Genomic DNA, 23,926 nt, shown 5'->3' with positions numbered 1-23,926 from the left:
GGCGCCTTGCGCTAAGCTAGGCGGCTAGAATTCCTGCCCTCCCGCTTCAAGGACAACCCATGAGTACCCGCCTGCAAGGCTCGTTGATGGTGGATATCGCCGGCACCTGGCTGACCGCCGAAGACCGCCATCTATTGCGTCAGCCGCAAGTCGCCGGTCTGATCATCTTTGCCCGCAATATCGAAAGCCCGCGTCAGGTGCGCGAGCTGACGGCCTCGATTCGTGCCGTGCGTCCTGATCTGATCCTTGCCGTGGATCAGGAGGGCGGTCGTGTGCAGCGCCTGCGCCAGGGCTTCGTGCGTTTACCGGCAATGCGCGCCCTGGCGGATAACCCCAATGCCGAGTATCTGGCCGAGCAGTGCGGTTGGGTAATGGCGACTGAAGTGCTGGCTGTCGGGCTGGATCTGAGTTTCGCGCCGGTGCTGGACCTCGATCATCAGCGCAGTGCTGTGGTCGGTACCCGTGCGTTCGAGGGTGATCCCGAACGCGCCGCATCGCTGGCCGGAGCTTTTATCCGCGGCATGAACACCGCTGGCATGGCGGCTTGCGGCAAGCATTTTCCGGGGCATGGCTGGGCCGAAGCCGACTCCCACGTCGCCATCCCTACTGACGAGCGCAGCCTGGACGAGATCCGCGCCAAGGACCTGGTACCGTTCGCCCGGCTCAGCACGCAGCTGGCGGCGGTGATGCCGGCGCACGTCATCTATCCTCAGGTCGATGGGCAGCCGGCGGGGTTCTCCCGACGCTGGCTGCAGGACATTCTGCGCGGTGAGCTGGAGTTCGACGGGGTTATCTTCAGTGATGATCTATCGATGGCCGGAGCCCATGTTGTGGGCGACGCGGCCAGTCGCATCGAAGCGGCGCTGACGGCGGGTTGCGACATGGGGCTGGTGTGCAACGATCGGGCGGCGGCCGAGCTGGCCTTGTCGGCAGCACAACGCATGGGCGTTCAGCCGTCGCCGCGCATAGCGCGCATGCGTGGTCAGGCGACACCGGGAATCGAGTACCGTGAGCAGCCACGCTGGCTGTCGGCGGTGGGTGCATTGCGCGCGGCGCAGTTGATTGAATAGAGAGTTGTGTTAGGCCGCGAAGCTTTTGCTTCAGCGCTTGCGCTTGCGCCCCGGCAGTGGCTCGAACAGCGCATCGATATCCTCGGCGTGCATGCGCCAATCGCCACCCTGACGCCCCTCCAGCACCCCGGCAGCCAGGGCCGACTTTTCCTGCTGCAGGTGCTGGATCTTTTCCTCCACCGTGCCGCGGGTGATTAGCTTGTAGACGAACACCGGCTTCTCCTGACCGATCCGATAGGCACGGTCGGTGGCTTGATGTTCGGCTGCCGGGTTCCACCAAGGGTCGTAATGGATCACCGTATCCGCCGCCGTTAGGTTCAAGCCGACCCCGCCAGCTTTCAGGCTGATCAAAAATATCTGCAACTTGCCCTGTTGAAAATCCTGCACCGGCGTGCGCCGATTGCGCGTCGCACCGGTGAGCAGCGCATAGGGCACGTTTCGCGCCTGCAGCTCGGCTTCGATCAGCCCCAGCATCGAAGTGAACTGCGAGAACAGCAGCACCCGCCGCCCCTCGGCCAACAGCGCGTCGAGCATTTCCATCAACGCACTGAGCTTGCCCGAACTGCTGCCTTGCGCAGGGTGCGGCACGCTGTTGACCAGCCGCAGATCGCAGCACACCTGACGCAGTTTGAGCAGGGCTTCGAGGATGATGATCTGGCTGCGTGCCACACCTTTGCGGTTGATCTCGGCGCGTACCTTCTGGTCCATGGCCAGGCGCACGGTTTCATAGACATCACGCTGAGCGTCATTGAGCTCCACCCAATGGGTGATCTCGGTCTTGGCTGGCAGTTCAGTGGCCACCTGCTCCTTGGTGCGGCGTAGCAAAAACGGGCGGATACGCGTATTGAGGTGTTGCAGGCGCATCTCGTCGCCATGCTTTTCGATCGGCGTGCGGTAGTCCTGAGTAAAGGATTTTGCATCCCCCAGCCAGCCGGGCATCAGGAAGTGGAACAATGACCACAACTCGCCCAGGTGGTTTTCCAGCGGCGTACCACTCAGGCACAGGCGTTGCCGCGCGTTGAGCAGACGCGCGGCCTGAGCGGCTTTGCTGCCTGGAGTCTTGATGTACTGCGCTTCGTCGAGGATGAGCACGTGCAGCGGCACCTTGGCCAGGTCTTCCAGGTCCTTGGGCAGCAGCGCGTAGGTGGTCAACAGCAGGTCGTAATGCGCCAGCTCCGGGAAATGCTTTTTGCGCGACGGGCCATGCAGCGCCAGAACCTTCAACTGCGGGGCGAAGCGTTCGGCCTCGTCTTGCCAGTTGGGGATCAGACTGGTGGGCATGACCACCATGGCCGGTCGGTCGAGACGTCCGGCGTTCTTTTCCACCAACAGGTGCGCCAGGGTCTGCAACGTCTTGCCCAGGCCCATGTCATCGGCGAGGATGCCGCCGACGCCCAACTCGCGCAACGCCTGCATCCAGCTCAGGCCGTCCAGCTGATAGGGGCGCAACTGCGCCCGCAATCCTTCGGGCACTACCGCTGCTTGCTGACGCACATCGCGCAGGCGTTCGGCAAAGTCGCGCATGCGCTCGCCGCCTTCCCAGCACAGCGGCAACTGTTGCAAGGCATTGAGGCGCAGCGCGTCGGGGGTCGACAGGCGCAGCTTGGTTTCGCCCGGCTCCTGTTTGTAGAAGTCGCCCAGGGTCGCCAATACCGGCTTCAGGCGGCCATAGGGCAGGGCGACCTGTACCGGGCGTTGCTTGCCCGCTGGGTGGCTGTGCAGCGGCACGAGGATCTGTTCGTCGTCACGGCGCCGAGCCATCTGCGCGGGGTTAAGCAGTTCAGGGTGGGTGCGCAGCAGATTGATGAGGATGGGTAGCAGGCTCAGGCGTTCGCCGTTGACCACGATGCCCAGCTCGAGATCGAACCAGTCGCGCTCGGGGCCCTCGTCGATCACCGCGTACCAGTCATCCACCGGCGTCAGGTCGAAGGCGAACTCTTCTGAGTACTCGATCTCCCAGCCCTGGCGACGCAGGCCCGGCAACTCGTTGAGCACGAAACGCAGCCAGGCGCCGTCGCTGGGCAATTCGAAGATATCTCCGGCGCTTTCAGGCAGCGCCTTGCTCTGCCGCGTGGCGATCTTGAAGCCCAATTGCTGCAGGGTTTCGCGCAGGGCTTTTTCCGCCAGCGGTTGGCGCTGGATACGCAGGGTGTCGTCGGCCTCGCGTTTGATGATGGCGCCGTTGCCGTGGCCGTTGGTGGCGACATATTCACCGGCATAGCCGTAAGCCAGCGCCGCGCGATGTTGCACGTAGCGCTGCATGCGGCCGTTGCGCGGCTCGAAGGCACTGAACTCGACACTGCCCAACCATAGCCGAGGCTTGGGCGCGAGGTCGTCGATCAGGCGCTCGGGCATCTCAGCGCGCCATCGCGGCAGGCGGGTTCAAGCCCATCGGCGCCGCCCTCATGATGAGGCCGGTGTCAGGCGTTCGAGCAGCGCTTCGACCACATTGAAGCGCTCCTCCGGTCGCTCCATGGGCACCATGAACTTGAACAACGTGGCGCCTTCGAACTTGTAGCGCTTGGGCTGGCTCTGGATCAGCTTGATCAGGGTCAGCGGATCGACCGGCGTTTCGGCCGCGAACTCCAGGCGGCCGCCTTGCGGGCCGCCGTCGATTTTCTTGATGCCAAGTTTTTCTGCCTGCAGCTTGAGCAGGGTGATGCGCACCAAATTCTTGGTCGGCTCGGGCAGCAGGCCGAAGCGGTCGATCATCTCCACTTGCAGGTCCTTGAGGCCTTCTTCGTCGGCCGCCGAGGCGATGCGCTTGTAGAGGATCAAGCGCGTATGCACGTCAGGCAGGTAGTCGTCGGGAATCAACGCCGGTACCCGCAGGTTGACCTCCGGACCGCCGCCCAGCGGCTGATCGAGATTCGGCTGTTCGCCTTTGCGAATGGCCTTGACCGCGCGTTCGAGCATTTCCATATAAAGGGTGAAGCCCACCGCCTGGATCTGCCCGCTCTGGCCTTCGCCCAGCAGCTCGCCAGCGCCGCGGATCTCGAGGTCGTTGGTGGCCAGCACGAAACCGGCACCCAGGTCCTGGGTGTTGGCGATGGCTTCGAGGCGCTTCTCGGCGTCACCGGTGATCTGCTGGCGGGGTGGCGTGAGCAGGTATGCATAGGCCTGGTGGTGACTGCGCCCGACGCGGCCGCGCAGTTGGTGCAATTGCGCCAGACCGAACTTGTCGGCGCGCTCGATGATGATGGTGTTGGCGCTGGGGACGTCGATGCCGGTCTCGATGATGGTCGAGGCGATCAGCACGTTGAAGCGCTTGTGATAGAAGTCGCTCATCACCTGTTCGAGATCGCGTTCGCGCATCTGCCCATGGCCGATGCCGATGCGGGCCTCAGGCACCAGTTCGACCAGGTCGGCGGCGCATTTCTCGATGGTCTTGACGTCGTTGTGCAGGTAGTACACCTGGCCGCCACGCAGCAATTCGCGCAGCAGGGCCTCTTTGACCGTGCTCTTGTTCTGCTCCATGACAAAAGTGCGTACCGACAGGCGTCGCGCCGGCGGCGTGGCGATGATCGACAGGTCGCGCATGCCCGACACGGCCATGTTCAGCGTGCGCGGAATCGGCGTGGCAGTGAGGGTGAGAATGTCGACCTCGCTGCGCAGGTTTTTCATTTGCTCCTTTTGCCGCACGCCGAAACGGTGTTCTTCGTCGATGATCACCAGGCCGAGGTTCTTGATCTTGACGTCGTCCTGCAGCAGCTTGTGGGTGCCGATGACGATGTCGATCTTGCCTTCGGCCAGTTCGACCACCGCGTCGTTGACCTCCTTGGTCGACTTGAAGCGGCTCATCACCTCGACGCGCACCGGCCAATCGGCGAAGCGGTCGCGGAAGCTGTTGTAGTGCTGTTGGGCGAGCAGGGTGGTGGGCACCAGAATGGCCACCTGTTTGCCGCCGTGCACGGCAATAAAGGCGGCGCGCATGGCCACTTCGGTCTTGCCGAAGCCGACGTCGCCGCACACCAGGCGATCCATCGGCTTGGCGGCCAGCATGTCTTCGCGCACCGCCTCGATAGCGGTCTGCTGATCCGGGGTTTCCTCGAACGGGAAGCCGGCACTGAACGTCTCGTAATCCAGCGCCGGGTCGGCGAAGGCATAGCCCACCCGTGCGGCACGCCGGGCATAGATGTCGAGCAGCTCGGCGGCCACGTCGCGTACCTGTTCGGCGGCTTTGCGCTTGGCTTTCTGCCAGGCTTCAGAGCCCAACCGGTGCAGCGGCGCCAAGGCGTCATCGCTGCCGGTGTAGCGGGCAATCAGGTGCAGGTTGGCCACGGGTACGTAAAGCTTGGCGCTTTCGGCGTATTCCAGCGTGAGAAACTCGGCGGCCTGGCCTTCGATTTCCAGCGTCGCCAGGCCCAGATAGCGGCCCACACCGTGGTCGATATGCACCACCGGTGCGCCTTCGCGCAATTCGGTGAGGTTCTTGATGACCGCGTCGTTGCTGCCGTCGCTGCGTTTTTCCCGACGACGACGCTGCATCACCCGTTGACCGAACAGCGGGCTTTCGGCGATCAGCGCGAGGGCTGGGTCGTTGAGCTGCAAGCCGTCGTCGAGCGGCGCGATGGTAATCGCCAGGCGCGCCTTGCTGCTGACGAACTCGTGCCAGCCATCGACGGTCTGCGGCTTGAGTTTGAGGCGATCGAGCAACTCAAGGAGGACTTCGCGCCGACCTGCTGATTCAGCAGTGAACAGTACGCGGCCGGGGAACTGCTCGATATACCCGGACAGCGCCGCCAGCGGATTGGCCGCCTTGGCCTGGATCGCCAGGTCCGGCAGGGCGCTGGCGGGGAACGACTGGGCGCCTTCGACCTCGGCCTGACTGGCGATCACCCGCGGCCAGGTCTTGAGCCGGGCGAAGCAGTCCTCGACCGGCAAAAACAGCTCGGCGGGCGGCAGCAGCGGGCGCATCGGGTCGATACGGCGCTCTTCATAACGGTTGCGCACATCATTCCAGAACTGCTCGGCGGCCTGCTCGATGCCCGGCAGCGAAAAGACCTGGGTGTCCTGAGGCAGGTAATCGAACAGGGTCGAGGTGCTCTCGAAGAACAGCGGCAGGTAATACTCGATACCAGCGGGGGTAATACCGCTGCTGAGGTCCTGGAAGATCGGGCTGCGGCGGAAATCGACGTCGAAGCGCTCGCGAAAACGCGCCTTGAACCGGGTAACTTCGTCTTTTTGCAGCGGGAATTCCCGGGCCGGCAGCAGGCGAATCGACTCGACCTTGTCGATCGAGCGCTGGGTTTCCGGGTCGAAGGTGCGCAGGGTCTCGATTTCGTCATCGAACAAATCGATACGGTACGGCAGCTTGCTGCCCATCGGGAACAGGTCGATCAGCGCGCCACGCACGGTGAACTCGCCGTGTTCGTAGACGGTGTCGACATATCTATAGCCGCTGGCTTCGAGCCGCGTGCGCATCTGTTCGACGTCGAGGCGTTGACCAACGTCCAGTACCAGGCTGCTGCCAAGCAGGAACTGCGTAGGCGCCAGGCGATGTAGGGCAGTGGTGATGGGCACTACCAAAACGCCATGGACGAGCTCCGGCAAGCGATACAGACTGGAAATTCGCTGGGAGATGATGTCCTGGTGCGGCGAGAACAGATCGTAGGGCAGGGTTTCCCAATCGGGAAAATGCAGCACCGGCAGCTCGGGAGCGAAGAAGCGCAGCTCCTGTTCGAGGCGGTCGGCGCTCTGGCTGTCGGCCGTCAGCAGCAGGGTGAAACGCTTGGCCGCGCTCGCCGCTTCGGCGATGGCCAGGCTCAGGGCGGCCCCGGGCAGGTTGCCCCAGAGCTGTTTGCTCGCGGTTTTTTGCGCGGCGGTAGGGAGTAGCGGTAGACGCAGGACAGGCACGGGCGATCGAGCTCCAAGCGTTACGACAAAGAGATCGATTGTACCGGCACCTTGTGCCCCTGTCAGTTTCGACTGTGCAAAAGAAACTTGCCGGAAATTTTCCGCTGAAACGTTTCTCCCTGCGACCTCGCGCATTGCCCCCGTCAGCCTGTTAAAGTCATAATGTAGCCCCTTTTCTCAGCCCCTACATGTGGAAGGTTCCCGTGACTCAGAAGCCCGACCAGTGTCTTGGTGAATGGATCGATCGTGAAGCACTCGCCGAGGCGATGATTCCTTTGATCGGCCAGCTATACCGCAATAACAATGTCGTCACCTCGATCTACGGCCGTAGCCTGATCAACCGCTCGGTGATCGAGTTGCTCAAGGCCCACCGCTTCGCACGTCACCGCCAGGCCGATTCCCACGAGCTGTCGGTACACGAAACATTCCCTCTTCTTAAAGCCATGAGCGAGCTCAAACTGGGCGCGGCTTCGGTCGACCTCGGCAAGCTGGCGGTCAAGTTCAAGACCGAAGGCAATGGCCGCAGCGCCGAAGCCTTCGTGCGCGAAGAGCTCGGCCCTGTAGTGGGGCAGCAGAACGTCGGCGAGCGCAAAGGCACGGATGTCGTGCTTTACGGTTTCGGTCGTATCGGCCGTCTGCTGGCGCGCATCCTGATCGAGAAGGCCGGTGGTGGCGATGGCCTGCGCCTGCGTGCCGTGGTGGTGCGCAAGGGGGCCAGCAACGACTTGGCCAAGCGCGCCAGCCTGCTGCGCCGGGACTCGGTGCATGGTTCGTTCGACGGCATCATCCATGTCGACGAAGAGGCCAACACCCTGACCGTCAACGGCAACCTGATCCAGTTCATCTATGCCAAGAGCCCGACCGAGGTGGATTACACCCAGTACGGCATCAGCAATGCGCTGCTGGTGGACAACACGGGTGTATGGCGTGATGCCGAGGGCCTTGGCCAGCACCTGACCTGCCCAGGTATCGACCGCGTGCTGCTGACCGCACCGGGCAAGGGCAAGCTGAAGAACATCGTGCATGGCATCAACCATGGCGACATCACCGCCGACGACAAGATCGTCTCCGCGGCGTCCTGCACCACCAACGCCATCGTGCCGGTGCTCAAGGCCGTCAATGACAAGTTCGGCATCGTCAATGGCCACGTCGAAACGGTTCACTCGTACACCAACGACCAGAACCTCATCGACAACTTCCACAAGGGCGATCGTCGTGGCCGTTCGGCCGCGCTGAACATGGTCATCACCGAGACCGGTGCCGCCACCGCCGCCGCCAAGGCGTTGCCTGAACTGGCCGGCAAGCTGACCGGTAACGCGATTCGGGTGCCGACGCCAAACGTTTCGATGGCGATCCTCAACCTGAACCTGGAAAAAGCCAGCAGCCGCGAAGAGATGAACGAGTACCTGCGCTACATGGCGCTGCACTCCGATCTGTCGCGTCAGATCGACTTCGTCGCTTCGCAGGAGGTGGTATCGACCGACTTCGTCGGTTCGCGCTACGCCGGTGTGGTCGATGCCGAGGCCACCATCTGCAACGATAACCGTGTCGTGCTGTACGTCTGGTACGACAACGAATTCGGTTACAGCTGCCAGGTGGTACGCGTGATGGAAGACATGGCCGGGGTCAACCCGCCTGCTTTCCCGCAGTAAGGTTGCCGCACCAATGAAAACGCCCCGACTGGTTCGGGGCGTTTTTTTGCATGGCTGGCATGTATTGTCGGCCATACCGGCCTCTTCGCGAGCCAGCTTTGCCGCCGCGGGTGTACACCGCCATTGTGGGAGCAAGGCTTGCCCAGGCCAGTAATTACGCCCGAGCCGCTTCAGCCGTGCGCAACTCATGGCGATTCCCTTTGAACAGCACCAGGGTCGCGATCAGCCCCAGCACCGCCGCGCCGGTCAGCCAGATGCCGGGGGCGGCCTTGTTGCCCAGCACGTGGATCATCCAGGTACAAGCGGCCGGGGTAAAGCCGCCAAAGGTCGCGGTCGCCAGGCTGTAGGCCAGCGAAAAGCCGGTAGTGCGCACTTCCTGCGGCATGATCTCGGCCAATGCCACCACCATCGCGCCGTTATACGAGCCATACAGGAACGAGAACCACAGCTCGACCAGCAGCAGGTGGCTGAAGCTCGGTGACGATACCAGCCAGGCCAGTGCCGGATAGGCAGTCAAGATCGCCAGTATCGTCGCCGCCAGCAGCAATGGCTTGCGCCCCACCCGGTCAGACACCGAGCCCATCACCGGTAGCCAGATGAAGTTGGACACCCCCACGGCCATGGTGACCAGCAATGCATCGAGGTCGGACAGCTGCAGTTCGGACTTGCCGAAGGTCGGCGTATAGGCAGTGATCAGATAGAACGACACCGTGGTCATCACTACCATCGCCATGCCCGCCAGCACCACACCCCAGTTCTGCGCGATCGAGCGCACCACTTCACCCAGCGAAGGGCGGTGGGTACGGGCCTCGAATTCCGGAGTTTCTTCCAGCGAGCGGCGAATGAAAAAAATCACCGGCACGATCAGGCAGCCGATCAGGAACGGTACGCGCCAACCCCAGGCGCCCATGTCCTGCGGGCTGAGGAAATGGTTGAGCAGCACGCCCAGCAAACCCGCGAACACCACGGCCACCTGCTGGCTCGCTGACTGCCAGCTCACGTAAAAGCCTTTGTTCCCCGGCGTGGCGATTTCCGCCAGATACACCGAGACACCGCCCAGCTCGACGCCCGCCGAAAATCCTTGCAGCAGGCGTCCGACCAGGACCAGCAGTGGCGCCGCCACGCCGATGGTGGCGTATCCCGGTACACAGGCGATCAGCACGGTGCCCATGGCCATCATCATCAGCGTGACGATGAGGCCTTTGCGCCGCCCATGGCGATCGATGTAGGCGCCCAGGAAAATCGCCCCTAGCGGGCGCATCAGGAAGCCCGCGCCAAAGGTCGCCAGCGACAACATTAACGAGGCGAACGCGTTGTCCGAAGGGAAGAAGGTCTTGGCGATGGCGGTGGCGTAAAAGCCGTACACCATGAAGTCGAACATTTCCAGGAAGTTGCCGCTGACAACACGAAAGATCGCGGTGCCTTTACCAGTGTTCGAGGCCATGGGGGCGGTCTCCTGCGTTTCACGGTTGAGTGCCACGGTGTCTGCCGACCGCGGTCGAGGGATTTGTAACGCTATGTAAACGATGGACCGAGGGCAAATGAAATCGTTCGCTAGCTAACGATTTCATCCGATGAAGCCCGGGTTCGGCGGCTCTCAAGGGCAGCCTGCGGCGAAAAGCCACAGACAAAAATTGCCTGTGGCGCGACCAAGGGTTAATGTTCGCGCCATCAAGTGTTCATTAGACTGCACACCGTGTTTTTCAATGCCGACCGTGGCATGTTGCGTCAGAGGCGTCCGGCAGGGCGTCGTGGCCTGAGAGGAAGGAGTACGCATGGCTGTCTATAACTACGATGTCGTGGTGTTGGGTTCCGGTCCAGCCGGGGAAGGGGCGGCGATGAATGCCGCCAAGGCAGGCCGCAAGGTCGCCATGGTCGACAGCCGCCGTCAGGTCGGCGGCAACTGCACCCACCTGGGGACCATCCCGTCCAAGGCCTTGCGCCACTCGGTCAAGCAGATCATTCATTTCAACAACAACGAGATGTTTCGTCTGATCGGTGAGCCGCGCTGGTTCCCCTTCCCCGACGTGCTCAAAAGCGCTGAGCGGGTGATTGCCAAGCAGGTCCAGTCGCGGACCGCTTACTACGCGCGCAACCGCGTCGACGTGTTCTTCGGTACTGGCAGCTTCGCCGACGAGCAGACTATCGACGTCATCTGCCCCAACGGCATGCAGGAGAAGCTGATCGCCAAGCAGGTCATCATCGCTACCGGTTCGCGCCCCTATCGTCCGGCCGACATCGATTTCAGCCACCCACGCATCTACGATAGCGACACCATCCTCAGCATCACCCACACCCCACGTAAATTGATCATCTACGGCGCCGGCGTGATCGGTTGCGAGTACGCGTCGATCTTCAGTGGTTTGGGGGTAATGATCGAACTGGTGGATAACCGCGATCAGTTGCTCAGCTTCCTCGACTCGGAAATTTCCCAGGCGCTGAGCTACCACTTCAGCAACAACCACGTGATGGTGCGCCACACCGAGGAATACGAGCGGGTCGAAGGCCTGGAGCACGGTGTGATCCTGCACCTCAAGTCAGGCAAGAAGATCAAGGCCGACGCCTTGCTCTGGTGCAACGGCCGTACCGGCAACACCGACCGCCTGGGCCTGGAGAACATCGGCATCAAGGTCAACGGCCGCGGCCAGATCAACGTCGATGAAGCCTACCGTACCAGCGTCCCGACCATTTATGGCGCGGGCGACGTGATCGGCTGGCCGAGCCTGGCCAGTGCCGCGTACGACCAAGGCCGCTCGGCCTCGGGCAGCGCCATCGACAACGGCAGCTGGCGCTTCGTCAATGATGTGCCGACCGGCATCTACACGATTCCGGAGATCAGCTCGATCGGCCAGAACGAGCATGAGCTGACCCAGGCCAAGGTCCCGTACGAAGTGGGCAAGGCATTCTTCAAGGGCATGGCGCGGGCGCAGATTTCCGGTGAGCCGGTGGGCATGCTGAAGATTCTGTTCCACCGCGAGACGTTGGAGGTGCTGGGCGTGCATTGCTTCGGTGACCAGGCTTCGGAGATCGTCCACATCGGTCAGGCGATCATGAGCCAGCCAGGCGAGTTGAACACCATCAAGTACTTCGTCAACACCACGTTCAACTACCCGACCATGGCCGAAGCCTATCGGGTAGCGGCCTATGACGGGCTCAACCGGCTTTTTTGAGCGGCTCCGGCCGGTGGCCTGAGCCGGCCGGAGAGACCGATTTCAGCGATTCCCGATCGTGGCGCTGGCCAAACCGGGAAAGTCTGTAATCAGGCTGTCCACGCCGAAGTCAGCGAGGCGGCGCATCAGTGCCGCGTCGTTGACTGTCCATACCGACACATGCAAACCCTGGCGCTGCGCTTTTTGCAGGCGCTCGGGGCTGCACAGCGTCCAGTTCAACGCGAGGAATTCACAGCCGTAATTCTGCGCGACCTTCAGGGGGTCGAGCCACGCATACTCAGCCACCAGTCCGCGGGAAATATCCGGGGTGAACTGCTGGGCGGCGCGCAACACTTCGCGCGAACTCGAGGTGATGGTGACCTTGTCCATCAACTGGTAGCGCTGCGCCAGTTCGCGAATCGCCAGCACGGTGGTGGTGGCGCGGGTACGTGAAGCGACCTTGACTTCAAGTTGCCAATGCTCGAACTGGCACTCCTGAAACAGCGTCTCCAGTGTTGGAATGGGGCAGGGCGTCACCCAGCCAGGCCCACCCTTGCGGGCATCGAAGGTGACCAGGTCGGCGGCGGTCTGCTCGATCACCTTGCCGCGCCGTTCCGTGGTGCGCTTGAGTGTCGGGTCGTGAATGACCATCAGCTCGCCGTCGCTGGACAGGTGCAAGTCGAGTTCGCAGCGTTTGACGCCGTGTTCCAGGCAGCGTTGAAAGCTGGTCAGAGTGTTTTCCGGTGCTTCGCCTTTGGCACCGCGGTGGCCGTAGATTAGGGTCACGTCTGTTCCTTGATGAGATACGTCTGAAGATGCCGCACTGGCGTTTGGATGTAGGCGTTGGAGCTGCGTCAGGCCGCAGGCAGGTCGTCGCTGTGCTCCCGTGCCAGGCGCCGTTCGGCCGCCTGTTTTTGCAGAATGTAGCGCGCCAGCAATTGCCGCTGGGCATCGGTCATGCCGTCGAATTCCAGGCCCAGTTCGTAATGCCCCAGGCTGACCGCATCGGCGCGAGTAACCCGGGCGCGCAGCAACAAGCCCAAGGCCTGGGGCATGAGCACGATCTTGACGCTGACCAGGCTGCCGACCGGATACGACTGCGGCATCTGGCATTCCAGGCCGCCTTCGGAAATGATCACCGGCACGGTCTCGCCGATTTCGCCCAGCAGGGTATGGGCGACCACCTGACTGAGCAGGTCGATGCGCTTGTTCTGCGCGCGCAGGAAATTGCCCAGCGTACGATCGCTGTCACCCAGCTGGCGCAGCAGGTGCTGGGATTCGAACTCGCTCAGGTGGAGTTCGCTGAGCAGGTTGAAAAGCGGTGAAGCATCCTGCAACACCTCAGCCCCCATCGCGTCAGTCTCCGCCAAAGGGGTAATTTCCAGTGCGATATGATCACTGATGCGATAGTATTCGCGGCGATCTTCTTCATCTAATGTCGACATGGTTGAACCCATGGTGTTGGCGGTAATCTGAGTGTAAGGCCGCTCGGCAAGCCCCGCCACAAGGACGTTCTTCTTTCACCCGAACAAGCCCCGACATGTTCAGACCTCTCTTCGTTTTCATTGGCACGCGTTATACCCGTGCCAAACGCCGTAATCATTTTGTGTCGTTCATATCCCTGACCTCGATGATCGGACTCGCCCTTGGCGTCGTCGTGATGATCGTCGTCCTCTCGGTCATGAACGGCTTCGATCATGAGATGCGAACCCGCGTGCTCGGGATGGTTCCACACGCCACCATCGAGTCCGCCAAACCCATCGACGACTGGCAGGCGCTGGCCGCGCGCGTCAAGCAGAACCCGCAGGTGGAGGCCGTCGCGCCGTTCACCCAGATGCAGGGTTTGCTGACCAACAACGGCCGCGTGCAAAAGATGCTGCTCAACGGTATCGACCCGGCGCAAGAGCGCAACGTGTCGATCATCGATGCGTTCGTCAAACAAGGGTCGCTGGATGCCCTCAAGCCTGGCGAGTTCGGCATCCTGCTGGGCGACAAGGCGGCGACCAAGCTGGGCGTGACCCTGGGCGACAAGGTGACCTTCGTGTCCCCTGAGGTCACCGTGACCCCCGGCGGTATGTTCCCGCGCATGAAGCGCTTTACCGTGATCGGCATCTTTCACGTCGGCGCCGGTGAGCTGGACGGCTACGTCGGCCTCACCAACCTGCAGGACCTCAGCCTGCTGCACCGCTGGAAGCCGGAACAGGTACAAGGCTTGCGGCTCAAGTTCACCGATCTGTTCAAGGCACCGCGCACCGCCTACGAGATTTCCCACCAGTTGGGCGACGATTACTACTCGCGGGACTGGACGCGCACCCACGGCAATCTGTACCAGGCCATCGGCATGGAGAAATCCATGATCGGCCTGCTGCTGTTGCTGATCGTGGCGGTGGCGGCGTTCAACATCATTTCCACACTGGTGATGGTGGTCAACGACAAGCGCGGCGACATCGCCATCCTGCGGACCCTGGGCTCGACGCCAGGGCAGATCATGGCGATCTTCATGGTCCAGGGCACGGTGATCGGCGTGGTCGGCACTTTCGTCGGCGCGGCGCTGGGCATGCTTGCAGCGCTCAATGTGAGCGCTGGGGTGGCGCTGCTCGAAAGGCTGATCGGTCATAAATTCCTGAATGCTGATGTGTATTTCATCGACTACCTGCCGTCGCAGCTGCAAAGCCAGGACGTGCTGATGGTCTGTGGTGCGGCGCTGGTCCTGAGCTTCCTCGCCACCTTGTATCCAGCCTGGCGCGCGGCGCGTACCCAGCCTGCGGAGGCGTTACGTTATGAGTGAGTTGGGCATGAGTGATAAAGCAGTTCTGAGTTGCCGCAACCTGGGCAAGTCCTACGACGAAGGCCCGGAATCGGTGGTGGTGCTGGCCAATCTGCAGCTCGAACTGCAGGCCGGTGAGCGAGTGGCCATTGTCGGCAGCTCCGGCTCGGGCAAAAGTACCTTGCTGAACATGCTCGGCGGCCTCGACACGCCGAGCCAGGGCAGCGTATGGCTGGCCGGCGAAGAGCTGTCGGCGCTCAACGAGCGTGACCGCGGCCTGCTGCGCAACCGCGCGCTAGGCTTCGTGTACCAGTTTCACCATTTGCTGGCCGAGTTCACTGCGCTCGAAAACGTGTGCATGCCCCTGCTGATCGGTAAAACGCCGATCCCCGAGGCCAAGGAGCGCGCCACGGCGCTGCTGACCCGCGTCGGCCTGGCGCACCGCCTGACCCACAAGCCTGCCGAACTGTCGGGTGGCGAGCGTCAGCGCGTGGCCATCGCCCGTGCGTTGGTCAACCGCCCTGGCCTGGTGATGCTCGACGAGCCGACCGGCAACCTCGATCAGCACACGGCCCAAGGTATTCAGGACCTGATGCAGGAACTGAGTACGTCGTTGAACACGGCGTTTCTGGTGGTGACCCACGACCTGAGCCTGGCTCGGCAGATGGATCGCGTCCTGAAGCTCGAAGAGGGCCATCTGGTCCCGATCTGATCGGCTTCGCCTGGCGCGCCGCTGGTCGGTGGCGCGCCTGCTCCACTCTTTTTGTCACGGTGCGTTCATGTTCAGACCCTTATCGATCTTCATCGGCGCGCGCTACACCCGCGCCAAGCGCCGCAACCATTTCATCTCGTTCATTTCCATGACCTCGATGATCGGCCTGGGCCTGGGCGTCCTGGCGATGATCGTGGTGCTGTCAGTGATGAACGGCTTCCAGCGCGAGATGAGTGATCGCATCCTCGGCATGGTGCCCCATGCCATGATCGTCGGCACCCAGCCGTTGGACGACTGGCGTCCGGCCGCCGATGCCGCGCTGAAAAACCCGCAAGTGCTGGCTGCGGTGCCGTTCACCGAGATGGACGGGATGATTTCGTTTCGCGGCGCCATGCAGCCGATCCAGATCAGCGGCGTCGACCCAGCCCAGGAAGGCAAGGTGTCGATCGTCGCGCAGCACATAACCCGCGGCAACCTGCAGGACCTGCGCCCTGGCGAGTTTGGTGTAGTGGTCGGCGATATCACCGCGCGGCGTTTCGGCTTGACGGTGGGTGACAAGTTCACCCTGATCGTGCCTGAGATCAGTTCCGCGCCCGGCGGCATCACCCCGCGTCTGCAACGCCTGACGGTGGTGGGCGTGTTCAAGGTCGGCGCCGAGCTGGACAGCAGCATGGCCCTGATCAACGTCGCCGATGCGGCGACCATGCAGCGCTGGCAGCCGAATCAGGTGCAAAGCGTTCGACTCAAGCTGAAGGATCTGTACGCCGCACCAGAGGTCTCCAAGACCATCGCTGCCAGCCTGGGCGCCGGTTATCAGGCCGATGACTGGACCCACACCCAAGGCAGCCTGTTCAGCGCCATGAAAATGGAAAAGACCATGATCGGCCTGCTGCTGTTGATGATCGTCGCGGTGGCGGCGTTCAACATCATTGCCACCTTGATCATGGTGGTGAACGACAAGGGCGCAGACATCGCCATCCTGCGTACCATTGGCGCCACGCCGCGGCAGATCATGGGCGTGTTCATGGTTCAGGGCACGGTGATCGGTGTGGTGGGGACGGTGATCGGCGGCGTGCTGGGGGTGATCGCGGCGATCAACGTCAGCGCCATGGTCGGCTGGGTCGAGCGCGTCACCGGACAGCATATCTTCACGTCGGACGTGTACTTCATCAGCAACTTGCCGTCGCAACTGGAATGGAGTGACGTGGCGTTGATTTGCTCGGCCGGTTTGATCATGAGCTTTCTGGCGACTATCTATCCTGCGTGGCGTGCATCCCAGGTCGAGCCGGCGCACGCGCTGCGGTACGAGTAATCGCCGAATGACCGGGTGCTCTTGCGCTGGCGTTCGGCGCCGAAGAGGCTCGCGAGAGCGTTACAAGGTGCGCGGATCATCAGCCGATGGGTAGCAGCACCTTGAATCGCGTCCACCCATCGGTGCACTTGCAGGTGATACTGCCGCCGTGGGCGCGGACGATGGATCGAGTGATTGCCAGTCCCAGGCCAGCATGCTCGCTTTGGCTGGCACTGCGGGCAGAGTCGGCACGGTAGAAGCGATCGAACAATCGCGCCAACGCAGGCTCCGGGATGGCTTCACCCTGATTGGCGACTTCGATAATCACCTGCCCATCACTGTGCGTCAGTGATATGCGCACTTGCCCCTCTACCGACGTGAAGCGCAGTGCATTAGCCAGCAGGTTGGACAGCGCCCGGCGCAGCATGCCGCGATCGCCTTGCACGTCGGCATCCCCCTGACGTAACAGCCGCACCCCGGCCTCTTCAGCCAGTGGGGCAAAAAACTCCAGCAAGCCATCCACCTCGTTCGCCAAGCTCAGCGGCTCACGCCCGGCCGGCATCAACCCGTGTTCTGCCTTGGCCAGGTAGAGCATGTCGTTGACCAGTTGCGCCATCCATTGCAGGTCTTCGAGATTGCTGTGCAGGGCCTCTTCGTAGTCGGCTGCCGAGCGTGGGCGGGTAAGGGTGACTTGCGTGTGGGTAAGCAGATTGGACAGCGGCGTGCGCAGCTCGTGGGCGATATCGGCCGAGAACGCCGACAGCCGCGTAAAGGCGTCATCGAGCCGGGCAAGCATGGCATTCAGCGACTGGCCGAGATCGGCCAGTTCCGGTGGCAGCCCCTGCATCGGCAAGCGCGTGGTCAGCGATTGCGCCGATACTCCCGCGGCCAGTTCGGTCATGCGCCGCAACGGCCGCAGGCTCAGGCGCGCGGCCCAGGCCCCGAGCAAGGCGGTGGCCAGTGCCGAGAGCCCCACGGTCAGCCAGATCAGCCCTTGCATGCGCTGCAAAAAGTGCTGGTGGTGAGTGATGTCGAGCAGCAGGGTGAGGCGCGGGGACTTAGGCCGTCGTGGATCAAGAGGCGCGCTGTAGGTGCGAAATTCGCCATGGCCGGTGTGCAACGTCTCCAGCCCGGCGGTTGGCGCGGCGGCGGGGAGGGCGGGGCGGCTGTTGAACCATTCGGCGCTGTCTGCCGCGCCGTCTGATGCACCATTGGCCGCAAAGACGCGCAAACCCTCATCGGGTTGCCGCGCCAGTTCGAGCTGCAGTATCGAGCGCCGCGCCTCGAAGCTCGCTTGGTCCTCGACGCCCACCAATACCCCACGCAGGCTGGCCATGCGGCTATCCAGCAACTGCTGATCGAGCTCGAGAAAGTGTGCCTCGCTGGCGGCATTGAACAGCAGCCCCGCCACCAGCGACACCAGCGCGGTGCAGGCGGCGAATAACAGCGCCAGGCGCGCACTCAGCGACAGTTTCAATGCCGGGCCTCCAGCACGTAGCCCATGCCGCGTACGGTATGAATCAGTTTTTCCGGGTGCTCGTCATCGATCTTCAGGCGCAGGCGGCGGATGGCGACCTCGATGACGTTGGTGTCGCTGTCGAAATTGATGTCCCACACCTGGGAGGCGATCAGCGACTTGGGCAGTACCTCACCGCGGCGGCGCATGAGCAGCTCCAGCAGCGCGAATTCCTTGGCGGTAAGGTCGATTCGCTGGCGGCCGCGCTCGACGCGGCGGCGAATCAGGTCCAGGCGCAGATCGTCGACTTCCAGGCTGGTTTCCTGGGCGGGCTGGGCACCACGGCGCAGCAGCGTGCGCACCCGTGCCAGCAGTTCGGCGAAGGCGAAGGGTTTGATCAGGTAGTCGTCAGCGCCCAGTTCCAGCCCATGCACGCGATCGGCAACGCTGTCGCGGGCGGTCAGAAACAGCACGGGTACGTCCATCCCGGCGCCGCGCACGGCCTGGAGGATCTGCCAGCCATCGCGTTGCGGCAGCATCACGTCGAGGATCAGCAGGCTGTAGTCGCCACTCAGCGCCAGGTGCTGACCGCTGAGGCCGTCGTTGACCAGCTCGACGGCATAACCGGCTTCCTGCAGGCCTTGGCGCAGGTAATGTCCGGTTTTGACTTGGTCTTCGACGATCAACAGTTTCATCTGGCGCTCGGTGATGGCAGGCAAGGGGCAGTGCATGGGCTTTATACCCTGTGCGCTGAGGCTGGCGGGTTAGCTGACAAAGTTGTAATGCGCGTGTCAGGTCGCTGCCAGCGCCGCAGGCCTACAGTGTCCCATAGCCTGCATCCAGGGGCCTAATACCCCCAAGGCAGGACCCGCTTTGCCACGGATCTGGAGAGGACCGAGCATGAACTTCATTCGTCACTTGAGTATCGCCACACTGGCCCTGGCCGGTAGTGCCATCAGCGGCATCGCCGTTGCCAACGAGGCCAGCTTCGACTTCGGCCACGCCGCCAAGGCGAGCCAGGCCACCCGCACCGTCAAGGTAACCCTGGCGGACATGTCCTTCTCCCCCAATGCCGTGGAAATCAAAGCAGGCGAGACGGTGCGCTTCGAGCTGGCCAACACCGGCGCAGTGGTGCATGAGTTCACGCTGGGCGATGCCGCTCTGCAGGCCAGTCATCAAAAGGAAATGCTTGCGATGGCGACCATGGTCCACGACAAGGACGCCCACGGTGCCATGACCGGCATGCACCACGACGCCAACAGCATCACCCTCAAGCCGGGTGAAAGTGGCGAGCTGACCTGGACCTTTACCCGCGCCACCGCGCTGGAATTCGCCTGCAACGAACCCGGCCATTACCAGGCCGGCATGGTCGGTCGGTTGACAGTCGACAAATAACCGCCCCGGCGGACCATGGGCGCTGAAACCGGCACGTAAACCCGATAAACTGTCGGCGTTTATTCAGTCAGGTTATTGCCATGCACCCCGCCGCCGAACACTCTCCGCTGGGCAAGTCCAGCGAGTACATCGCTACGTACACGCCATCGCTGCTGTTCCCTATTCCACGCGCGGCGAAATGGGCCGAACTGGGTTTGACCGCCGACACCCTGCCGTATCAGGGCGTGGACTTCTGGAATTGTTTCGAGCTGTCCTGGCTGCTGCCTTCCGGCAAGCCGGTGGTGGCGATCGGCGAGTTCAGCATCCCGGCGGACTCACCCAACATCATCGAGTCTAAATCCTTCAAGCTGTATCTCAATTCGTTGAACCAGACGCCGTTCGCTAGTAATGACGAGCTGCGGGTCGTGCTGGAAAAGGACCTGTCGGCCGCCGCAGGTAAACCGGTGGGCGTGAGGATCCGCAGCCTGGACGACGTGCAGGCGGATGGGGTGGCGAAGCTCCCGGGGGTGTGCATCGATGATCTGGATATCAGCGTCAGCCAGTACGAGCACCCGCAACCGGAGTTGCTGCGCTGCGATGCCGCGCGGGTCGAAGAGGAGAGTGTCTACAGCCACCTGCTCAAGTCCAACTGCCCAGTCACCAGCCAGCCTGATTGGGGCACCGTGGTGGTGACCTACAAGGGAGCGGCACTGGACCATGCCAGTCTGCTGGCGTATCTGGTGAGCTTTCGCCAGCATTCTGATTTCCACGAGCAGTGCGTGGAGCGGATCTTTCTAGACCTGCAGCGCTTGCTCAAGCCGCAGTCGCTGACGGTGTATGCACGTTATGTGCGGCGGGGTGGGCTGGATATCAATCCGTACCGCAGCACCGAGGCGCTGGATGTGAGTAACGTTCGGTTGGTGCGTCAGTAGTGAGAGCCTCTTTGCGAGCAGGCTTCGTTCCTACAGTGTCAACCGATACGTAGTCGTACACTTGTGGGAGCAAGGCTTGCCCGCGAAGGCGTCGCAAGGGTTATCGGTCACACTCCGATATTGCCCAATGTCACGGCAATATTGCGCAATACCCCGGCCACCGTGGGATGTTCGGCTTCGAAGGTCTCGGCGGCGACATTGATACTGTCGACCATGCTTGGTCGTTCCTGAGTGGCTTCTTCCAGAGCGATCTCGCTCTCGATCTGTTGCATCAATTCATGCACGCGGTCGCGTTCATCCAGGCTCAGCGTAGGGTTCTGGTCCAACTGTTCACGCAGGGCGATCAATTGTTCTTGCAGTTGTGCGGCAGGCATGTGGATCTCCCTTCTAGGATAGGCACAACCATTGACCGCAGCGCCGCTGCAAAGGTCCATGGTTACCCCTTGAGCATAATCCATGCGCACTCGCTGCGCTTGATACCAATCATTCATACTGTTGATACGCAAAAATGTTTCAGGTGGCCTTATACTTGGTTTTTTTCGAACCGGCCTTCGTGCCCGCCAATTGTTTTTAAAGGGAGTATGTATATGCGCAAGATCGGCTCGGCAAGCCTCGATCGATTGGCCATGGCCTGTGTTCTGGCAACCGCTTTCCTGGTGCCTGTGGCGGCTCAAGCAGCAGATGAAGTGAATCCTGATCCTTGGGCCGGTTTCAACCGCCCGGTGTTCAAGTTCAACGATACCGTCGACACCTATACCCTCAAGCCTCTGGCTCAGGGCTACCAGAAAATCACCCCGCAGTTCGTTCAGGACGGCGTGCACAATTTCTTCCAGAACATCGGTGACGTCACCAACCTGGCCAACGATATCTTCCAGGCCAAGCCTCGCGCTGCCGGTATCGACACCGCGCGCCTGATCTTCAACACCACCTTCGGCTTGCTCGGCGTCATCGATGTCGGCACCAAGATGGGTCTGCAGCGCAATGACGAAGACTTCGGTCAAACCCTCGGTTACTGGGGCGTGAGCAGCGGCCCGTACCTGGTATTGCCGTTCTTCGGTCCGAGCACTGTGCGTGACGCCTTCGCCAAGTACCCTGACACCTACACCGCTCCGTATCGCTACGTGAACGATGTGCCGGTGCGCAACACCGCGTTCGGCATCAACTTGCTCGATACCCGCGCGAACCTGCTGTCGTCGGAGAAGCTGATCAATGGCGATCGCTACACCTTCGTTCGCAATGCGTTCCTGCAGAACCGCGAGTTCAAGGTCAAGGATGGTCAGGTCAAAGACGACTTCTGATTTATCCTGATACGAAAAAGGCGACCCATCGGTCGCCTTTTTTGTGGCTGTTGCTCAGGCTGGCGCCGTGGCCAAGCCAAGGATCTGCTCGCCGTCGCCCAGGTCTTCAACGCGCACCACCTCGGCGTCGACGTTGTACGGATCGAGGTTCGGCGTAGGGGAGGGTAAATGAACTGCCAGTACATCACCCACAGTCAGTTGCGACCGGGATTTGACCTGCATGCCATTGCTCGACAGATCGATGCACACCCCGCTGAACTCCAGCCCCTTGAAATGCAATGTGACGTTGGCATCGATTGTCATGCGGATGTAATCGCGTTTTTCGCTGTAATCCCTGTCGCTCTGGCTCATGCTTGATACTTCCATATCGTTGCTGTTCAGGGGGTTTTTATAACTCCCGGTCATTTGCCGTGTAAAGACGTCAGGCGACCATCGGTGCAAGCTTGAAACCCCTGCCGGATGGGAGTACCGTCTGCGCCTTACAGGGCACCTCTAATATTTGCCGCAGCTGGGATTGTGATCCCGCTGTACCCAGTATAAGAGAGGCTGGAAGCGAATCCAGTAGGCGAGTGCAGCCCAGGCTAAACTCCTTTACATCCACCTATTTCTGGCGCCGTTTGCCCACATGCAGAAAACCAGTGCCACGCTGCTGTTAATCGATGACGACGATGTAGTGCGCGAGAGCCTTGCAGCCTACCTCGAAGACAGCGGCTTCAGTGTCCTGCAGGCCAGTAATGGTCTGTTGGGCCTTCAGGTGTTCGAGCAAAAGCAGCCCGACCTCGTGATCTGCGACCTGCGCATGCCACAGGTGGGCGGGCTCGAGTTGATTCGCCAGGTCACCGAGCGCTCGCCGCAGACGCCAGTGATCGTGCTCTCGGGCGCAGGGGTGATGAACGACGCGGTCGAGGCGTTGCGCCTGGGTGCGGCCGATTACTTGATCAAGCCGCTCGAAGACCTGGCGGTGCTGGAGCATTCGGTTCGCCGGGCACTGGATCGTTCTCACCTGCTGCTGGAAAACCAGCGCTATCGCGACAAACTGGAAACCGCCAACCGCGAGCTCGAGGCAAGCCTGCACCTGTTGCAGGAGGACCAGAACGCCGGGCGGCAGGTGCAGATGAACATGTTGCCGGTCAACCCGTGGGTCACCGATGGCTTCAAGTTCGAGCACCAGATCATTCCGTCGCTGTACCTGTCGGGTGATTTCGTCGACTGTTTTCGCGTTGACGAGCATCGCGTAGCATTCTATCTGGCTGATGTGTCTGGGCACGGCGCCTCATCGGCCTTCGTCACGGTGCTGTTGAAGTTCATGACCACGCGGCTGATGTTCGAATCGCGGCGTGGGGGCAGCATGCCCGAGTTCAAACCGTCGGATGTGCTTGGGCATATCAACCGCGGTCTGATCAATTGTAAGCTTGGCAAGCACGTGACCATGGTCGGCGGCGTGATTGACGAGCATACTGGTCTCCTGACGTACAGCATTGGTGGCCATCTGCCGCTCCCCGTGCTCTATACTGAAGATCAGGCGCGGTACCTGGATGGTCGTGGCCTGCCGGTCGGTCTATTCGACGAGGCCACCTATACTGACCATGTGATTGAGTTGCCGGAACGTTTCAGCTTGACGCTGCTGTCTGATGGCATTCTGGATCTTTTGCCGGGTGAAACGCTCAAAGACAAAGAGACTGCCTTGCCTGAAATAGTCAAAGCAGCAGGCGGTTCCCTGGATGGGTTACGTCAAAAGTTTGGATTGGCCACGCTGGGGGAGATGCCGGACGATATCGCCCTCCTGGTGTTAAGCAGGAACCTTGAATGAGTACTGGTAGAATCCAGTTCGCCGAGCAGAATGGTACGTTCGTTCTGAAATTCGTCGGTGAAGTGCGTCTGACGTTGTGTTCGGCGCTGGATGCGACTATTGAAAAAATCTTCACTGCCCTGAATTTCTCTGCGATCGTCATCGATCTCACCGAAACCCGCAGTATCGACAGCACCACACTTGGCTTGCTGGCCAAGCTGTCGATCCTTTCGCGGCAGAAAGTCGGTTTGCTCCCCACCGTCGTGACGACCCACGAGGACATCACGCGCCTGCTGGCTTCCATGGGCTTCGATCAGGTGTTCAACATCGTCAATCGGCCGATCCCTTGCACTGACTGCCTGACCGACCTGCCGTCCCAGGATCAGTCCGAGGATATCGTCAAGGCCAAGGTGCTCGAAGCGCACAAAATCCTCATGGGCCTCAACGATTCGAATCGTGAAGCTTTCCACGACCTGGTCAATGCCCTCGAGCGCAGCTGACCCGTTCCTTGTGCGACCAGGCTCTGCCCCAGAAAGCATCAGGCCAGCGAGCGGCTCGCGTGGTTAGCAGAACTAACCCC

At 61.6% G+C, this 23,926-nt stretch carries 20 protein-coding genes; 11 read left to right on the top strand and 9 right to left on the bottom strand.

The window, feature by feature from the left end; genetic code table 11:
• The first annotated feature begins 71 nt into the window (after positions 1-71).
• A complete protein-coding gene (gene nagZ / locus LIX93_RS23780) occupies positions 72-1,070 on the top strand; it encodes a beta-N-acetylhexosaminidase (protein WP_226506699.1) in 999 nt (332 codons plus the stop codon).
• Between the two features lie 30 nt (positions 1,071-1,100).
• Here nagZ and LIX93_RS23775 read toward each other — a convergent pair whose 3' ends face one another.
• Positions 1,101-3,425 carry a DEAD/DEAH box helicase gene (locus LIX93_RS23775; RefSeq protein ID WP_226506517.1) on the bottom strand — a complete coding sequence of 775 codons (2,325 nt, stop codon included), beginning with the start codon at positions 3,423-3,425 and terminating at the stop codon, positions 1,101-1,103.
• 48 nt (positions 3,426-3,473) lie between these two features.
• Positions 3,474-6,926, bottom strand: coding sequence for a transcription-repair coupling factor (mfd, locus tag LIX93_RS23770; protein WP_226506516.1), 3,453 nt, complete (start codon positions 6,924-6,926; stop codon positions 3,474-3,476).
• 188 nt (positions 6,927-7,114) lie between these two features.
• Here mfd and LIX93_RS23765 point away from each other — a divergent pair, with 188 nt between their 5' ends.
• Positions 7,115-8,578, top strand: coding sequence for a glyceraldehyde-3-phosphate dehydrogenase (locus LIX93_RS23765; protein ID WP_226506515.1), 1,464 nt, complete (start codon positions 7,115-7,117; stop codon positions 8,576-8,578).
• 154 nt (positions 8,579-8,732) lie between these two features.
• On the opposite strand, the gene LIX93_RS23760 is transcribed toward LIX93_RS23765, so the two are convergent.
• Positions 8,733-10,022: an MFS transporter gene (locus tag LIX93_RS23760; RefSeq protein ID WP_226506514.1), complete on the bottom strand. Its 1,290-nt coding sequence runs from the start codon at positions 10,020-10,022 to the stop codon at positions 8,733-8,735.
• Positions 10,023-10,353: 331 nt separating this feature from the next.
• Here LIX93_RS23760 and sthA point away from each other — a divergent pair, with 331 nt between their 5' ends.
• Positions 10,354-11,748 carry a Si-specific NAD(P)(+) transhydrogenase gene (sthA, locus tag LIX93_RS23755; RefSeq protein WP_226506513.1) on the top strand — a complete coding sequence of 465 codons (1,395 nt, stop codon included), beginning with the start codon at positions 10,354-10,356 and terminating at the stop codon, positions 11,746-11,748.
• 42 nt (positions 11,749-11,790) lie between these two features.
• On the opposite strand, the gene LIX93_RS23750 is transcribed toward sthA, so the two are convergent.
• Positions 11,791-12,513 (bottom strand): glycerophosphodiester phosphodiesterase family protein, encoded by a 723-nt coding sequence (locus LIX93_RS23750; protein WP_226506512.1) that lies wholly within the window; start codon positions 12,511-12,513, stop codon positions 11,791-11,793.
• Between the two features lie 68 nt (positions 12,514-12,581).
• Positions 12,582-13,172 (bottom strand): PilZ domain-containing protein, encoded by a 591-nt coding sequence (locus tag LIX93_RS23745; RefSeq protein WP_226506511.1) that lies wholly within the window; start codon positions 13,170-13,172, stop codon positions 12,582-12,584.
• Between the two features lie 95 nt (positions 13,173-13,267).
• Between LIX93_RS23745 and LIX93_RS23740 the strand changes: the two genes are divergently transcribed.
• The 3 genes from LIX93_RS23740 (at position 13,268) to LIX93_RS23730 (ending at position 16,518) form a co-directional block, all read left to right on the top strand.
• Positions 13,268-14,515 carry a lipoprotein-releasing ABC transporter permease subunit gene (locus LIX93_RS23740; RefSeq protein WP_226506510.1) on the top strand — a complete coding sequence of 416 codons (1,248 nt, stop codon included), beginning with the start codon at positions 13,268-13,270 and terminating at the stop codon, positions 14,513-14,515.
• A gap of 7 nt (positions 14,516-14,522) precedes the next feature.
• A complete protein-coding gene (lolD, locus tag LIX93_RS23735) occupies positions 14,523-15,206 on the top strand; it encodes a lipoprotein-releasing ABC transporter ATP-binding protein LolD (RefSeq protein ID WP_226506509.1) in 684 nt (227 codons plus the stop codon).
• Between the two features lie 67 nt (positions 15,207-15,273).
• A complete protein-coding gene (locus LIX93_RS23730; protein ID WP_226506508.1) occupies positions 15,274-16,518 on the top strand; it encodes a lipoprotein-releasing ABC transporter permease subunit in 1,245 nt (414 codons plus the stop codon).
• Between the two features lie 79 nt (positions 16,519-16,597).
• Here LIX93_RS23730 and LIX93_RS23725 read toward each other — a convergent pair whose 3' ends face one another.
• Complete coding sequence (locus tag LIX93_RS23725) at positions 16,598-17,974, bottom strand: heavy metal sensor histidine kinase (RefSeq protein ID WP_226506507.1); 1,377 nt, start codon at positions 17,972-17,974, stop codon at positions 16,598-16,600.
• Positions 17,971-18,648 (bottom strand): heavy metal response regulator transcription factor, encoded by a 678-nt coding sequence (locus LIX93_RS23720; RefSeq protein ID WP_226506698.1) that lies wholly within the window; start codon positions 18,646-18,648, stop codon positions 17,971-17,973. Before LIX93_RS23720 ends, LIX93_RS23725 begins: the two co-directional genes overlap by 4 nt.
• A 205-nt stretch (positions 18,649-18,853) precedes the next feature.
• Here LIX93_RS23720 and LIX93_RS23715 point away from each other — a divergent pair, with 205 nt between their 5' ends.
• Together LIX93_RS23715 and queF are read left to right on the top strand one after the other, a co-directional pair.
• Positions 18,854-19,348 (top strand): cupredoxin family protein, encoded by a 495-nt coding sequence (locus LIX93_RS23715; RefSeq protein ID WP_226506506.1) that lies wholly within the window; start codon positions 18,854-18,856, stop codon positions 19,346-19,348.
• An 80-nt stretch (positions 19,349-19,428) separates the two neighbouring features.
• Positions 19,429-20,259 carry an NADPH-dependent 7-cyano-7-deazaguanine reductase QueF gene (gene queF, locus LIX93_RS23710; protein WP_226506505.1) on the top strand — a complete coding sequence of 277 codons (831 nt, stop codon included), beginning with the start codon at positions 19,429-19,431 and terminating at the stop codon, positions 20,257-20,259.
• A gap of 107 nt (positions 20,260-20,366) precedes the next feature.
• On the opposite strand, the gene LIX93_RS23705 is transcribed toward queF, so the two are convergent.
• Positions 20,367-20,633 carry a DUF4404 family protein gene (locus LIX93_RS23705; protein ID WP_226506504.1) on the bottom strand — a complete coding sequence of 89 codons (267 nt, stop codon included), beginning with the start codon at positions 20,631-20,633 and terminating at the stop codon, positions 20,367-20,369.
• 252 nt (positions 20,634-20,885) lie between these two features.
• On the opposite strand from LIX93_RS23705, the gene LIX93_RS23700 reads away from it, so the two are divergent.
• On the top strand, positions 20,886-21,557 hold the full coding sequence (locus LIX93_RS23700; RefSeq protein ID WP_226506697.1) for a VacJ family lipoprotein: 672 nt from the start codon (positions 20,886-20,888) through the stop codon (positions 21,555-21,557).
• A 54-nt stretch (positions 21,558-21,611) separates the two neighbouring features.
• Here LIX93_RS23700 and LIX93_RS23695 read toward each other — a convergent pair whose 3' ends face one another.
• Complete coding sequence (locus LIX93_RS23695) at positions 21,612-21,908, bottom strand: PilZ domain-containing protein (protein ID WP_226506503.1); 297 nt, start codon at positions 21,906-21,908, stop codon at positions 21,612-21,614.
• Between the two features lie 274 nt (positions 21,909-22,182).
• Here LIX93_RS23695 and rssB point away from each other — a divergent pair, with 274 nt between their 5' ends.
• Together rssB and rssC are read left to right on the top strand one after the other, a co-directional pair.
• Positions 22,183-23,367, top strand: a complete 1,185-nt coding sequence (rssB, locus tag LIX93_RS23690; protein WP_226506502.1) for a two-component system response regulator RssB — start codon at positions 22,183-22,185, stop codon at positions 23,365-23,367.
• The gene (rssC, locus tag LIX93_RS23685) at positions 23,364-23,846 is read left to right on the top strand and encodes an anti-sigma factor antagonist RssC (protein WP_226506501.1); all 483 of its coding nucleotides are present in this window, start codon (positions 23,364-23,366) and stop codon (positions 23,844-23,846) included. Before rssB ends, rssC begins: the two co-directional genes overlap by 4 nt.
• Positions 23,847-23,926: the final 80 nt, after the last annotated feature.

The sequence above is a fragment of the Pseudomonas sp. MWU16-30317 genome (genome assembly GCF_020515695.1).
GTDB lineage: Bacteria > Pseudomonadota > Gammaproteobacteria > Pseudomonadales > Pseudomonadaceae > Aquipseudomonas.
Note: the sequence above shows the minus strand (reverse complement) of the source record. Positions and strands in the feature narration are given on the sequence as shown.

Excerpts from the sequence above, each read along its gene's own strand:
- LIX93_RS23775 (WP_226506517.1), bottom strand. The coding sequence starts at position 3,425 with ATGCCCGAGCGCCTGATCGACGACCTCGCGCCCAAGCCTCGGCTATGG.
- LIX93_RS23765 (WP_226506515.1), top strand. The coding sequence starts at position 7,115 with ATGTGGAAGGTTCCCGTGACTCAGAAGCCCGACCAGTGTCTTGGTGAA.
- LIX93_RS23760 (WP_226506514.1), bottom strand. The coding sequence starts at position 10,022 with ATGGCCTCGAACACTGGTAAAGGCACCGCGATCTTTCGTGTTGTCAGC.
- sthA (WP_226506513.1), top strand. The coding sequence starts at position 10,354 with ATGGCTGTCTATAACTACGATGTCGTGGTGTTGGGTTCCGGTCCAGCC.
- LIX93_RS23745 (WP_226506511.1), bottom strand. The coding sequence starts at position 13,172 with ATGTCGACATTAGATGAAGAAGATCGCCGCGAATACTATCGCATCAGT.
- LIX93_RS23740 (WP_226506510.1), top strand. The coding sequence starts at position 13,268 with ATGTTCAGACCTCTCTTCGTTTTCATTGGCACGCGTTATACCCGTGCC.
- lolD (WP_226506509.1), top strand. The coding sequence starts at position 14,523 with ATGAGTGATAAAGCAGTTCTGAGTTGCCGCAACCTGGGCAAGTCCTAC.
- LIX93_RS23730 (WP_226506508.1), top strand. The coding sequence starts at position 15,274 with ATGTTCAGACCCTTATCGATCTTCATCGGCGCGCGCTACACCCGCGCC.
- LIX93_RS23720 (WP_226506698.1), bottom strand. The coding sequence starts at position 18,648 with ATGAAACTGTTGATCGTCGAAGACCAAGTCAAAACCGGACATTACCTG.
- LIX93_RS23715 (WP_226506506.1), top strand. The coding sequence starts at position 18,854 with ATGAACTTCATTCGTCACTTGAGTATCGCCACACTGGCCCTGGCCGGT.
- queF (WP_226506505.1), top strand. The coding sequence starts at position 19,429 with ATGCACCCCGCCGCCGAACACTCTCCGCTGGGCAAGTCCAGCGAGTAC.
- LIX93_RS23705 (WP_226506504.1), bottom strand. The coding sequence starts at position 20,633 with ATGCCTGCCGCACAACTGCAAGAACAATTGATCGCCCTGCGTGAACAG.
- LIX93_RS23700 (WP_226506697.1), top strand. The coding sequence starts at position 20,886 with ATGGCCTGTGTTCTGGCAACCGCTTTCCTGGTGCCTGTGGCGGCTCAA.
- LIX93_RS23695 (WP_226506503.1), bottom strand. The coding sequence starts at position 21,908 with ATGAGCCAGAGCGACAGGGATTACAGCGAAAAACGCGATTACATCCGC.
- rssB (WP_226506502.1), top strand. The coding sequence starts at position 22,183 with ATGCAGAAAACCAGTGCCACGCTGCTGTTAATCGATGACGACGATGTA.
- rssC (WP_226506501.1), top strand. The coding sequence starts at position 23,364 with ATGAGTACTGGTAGAATCCAGTTCGCCGAGCAGAATGGTACGTTCGTT.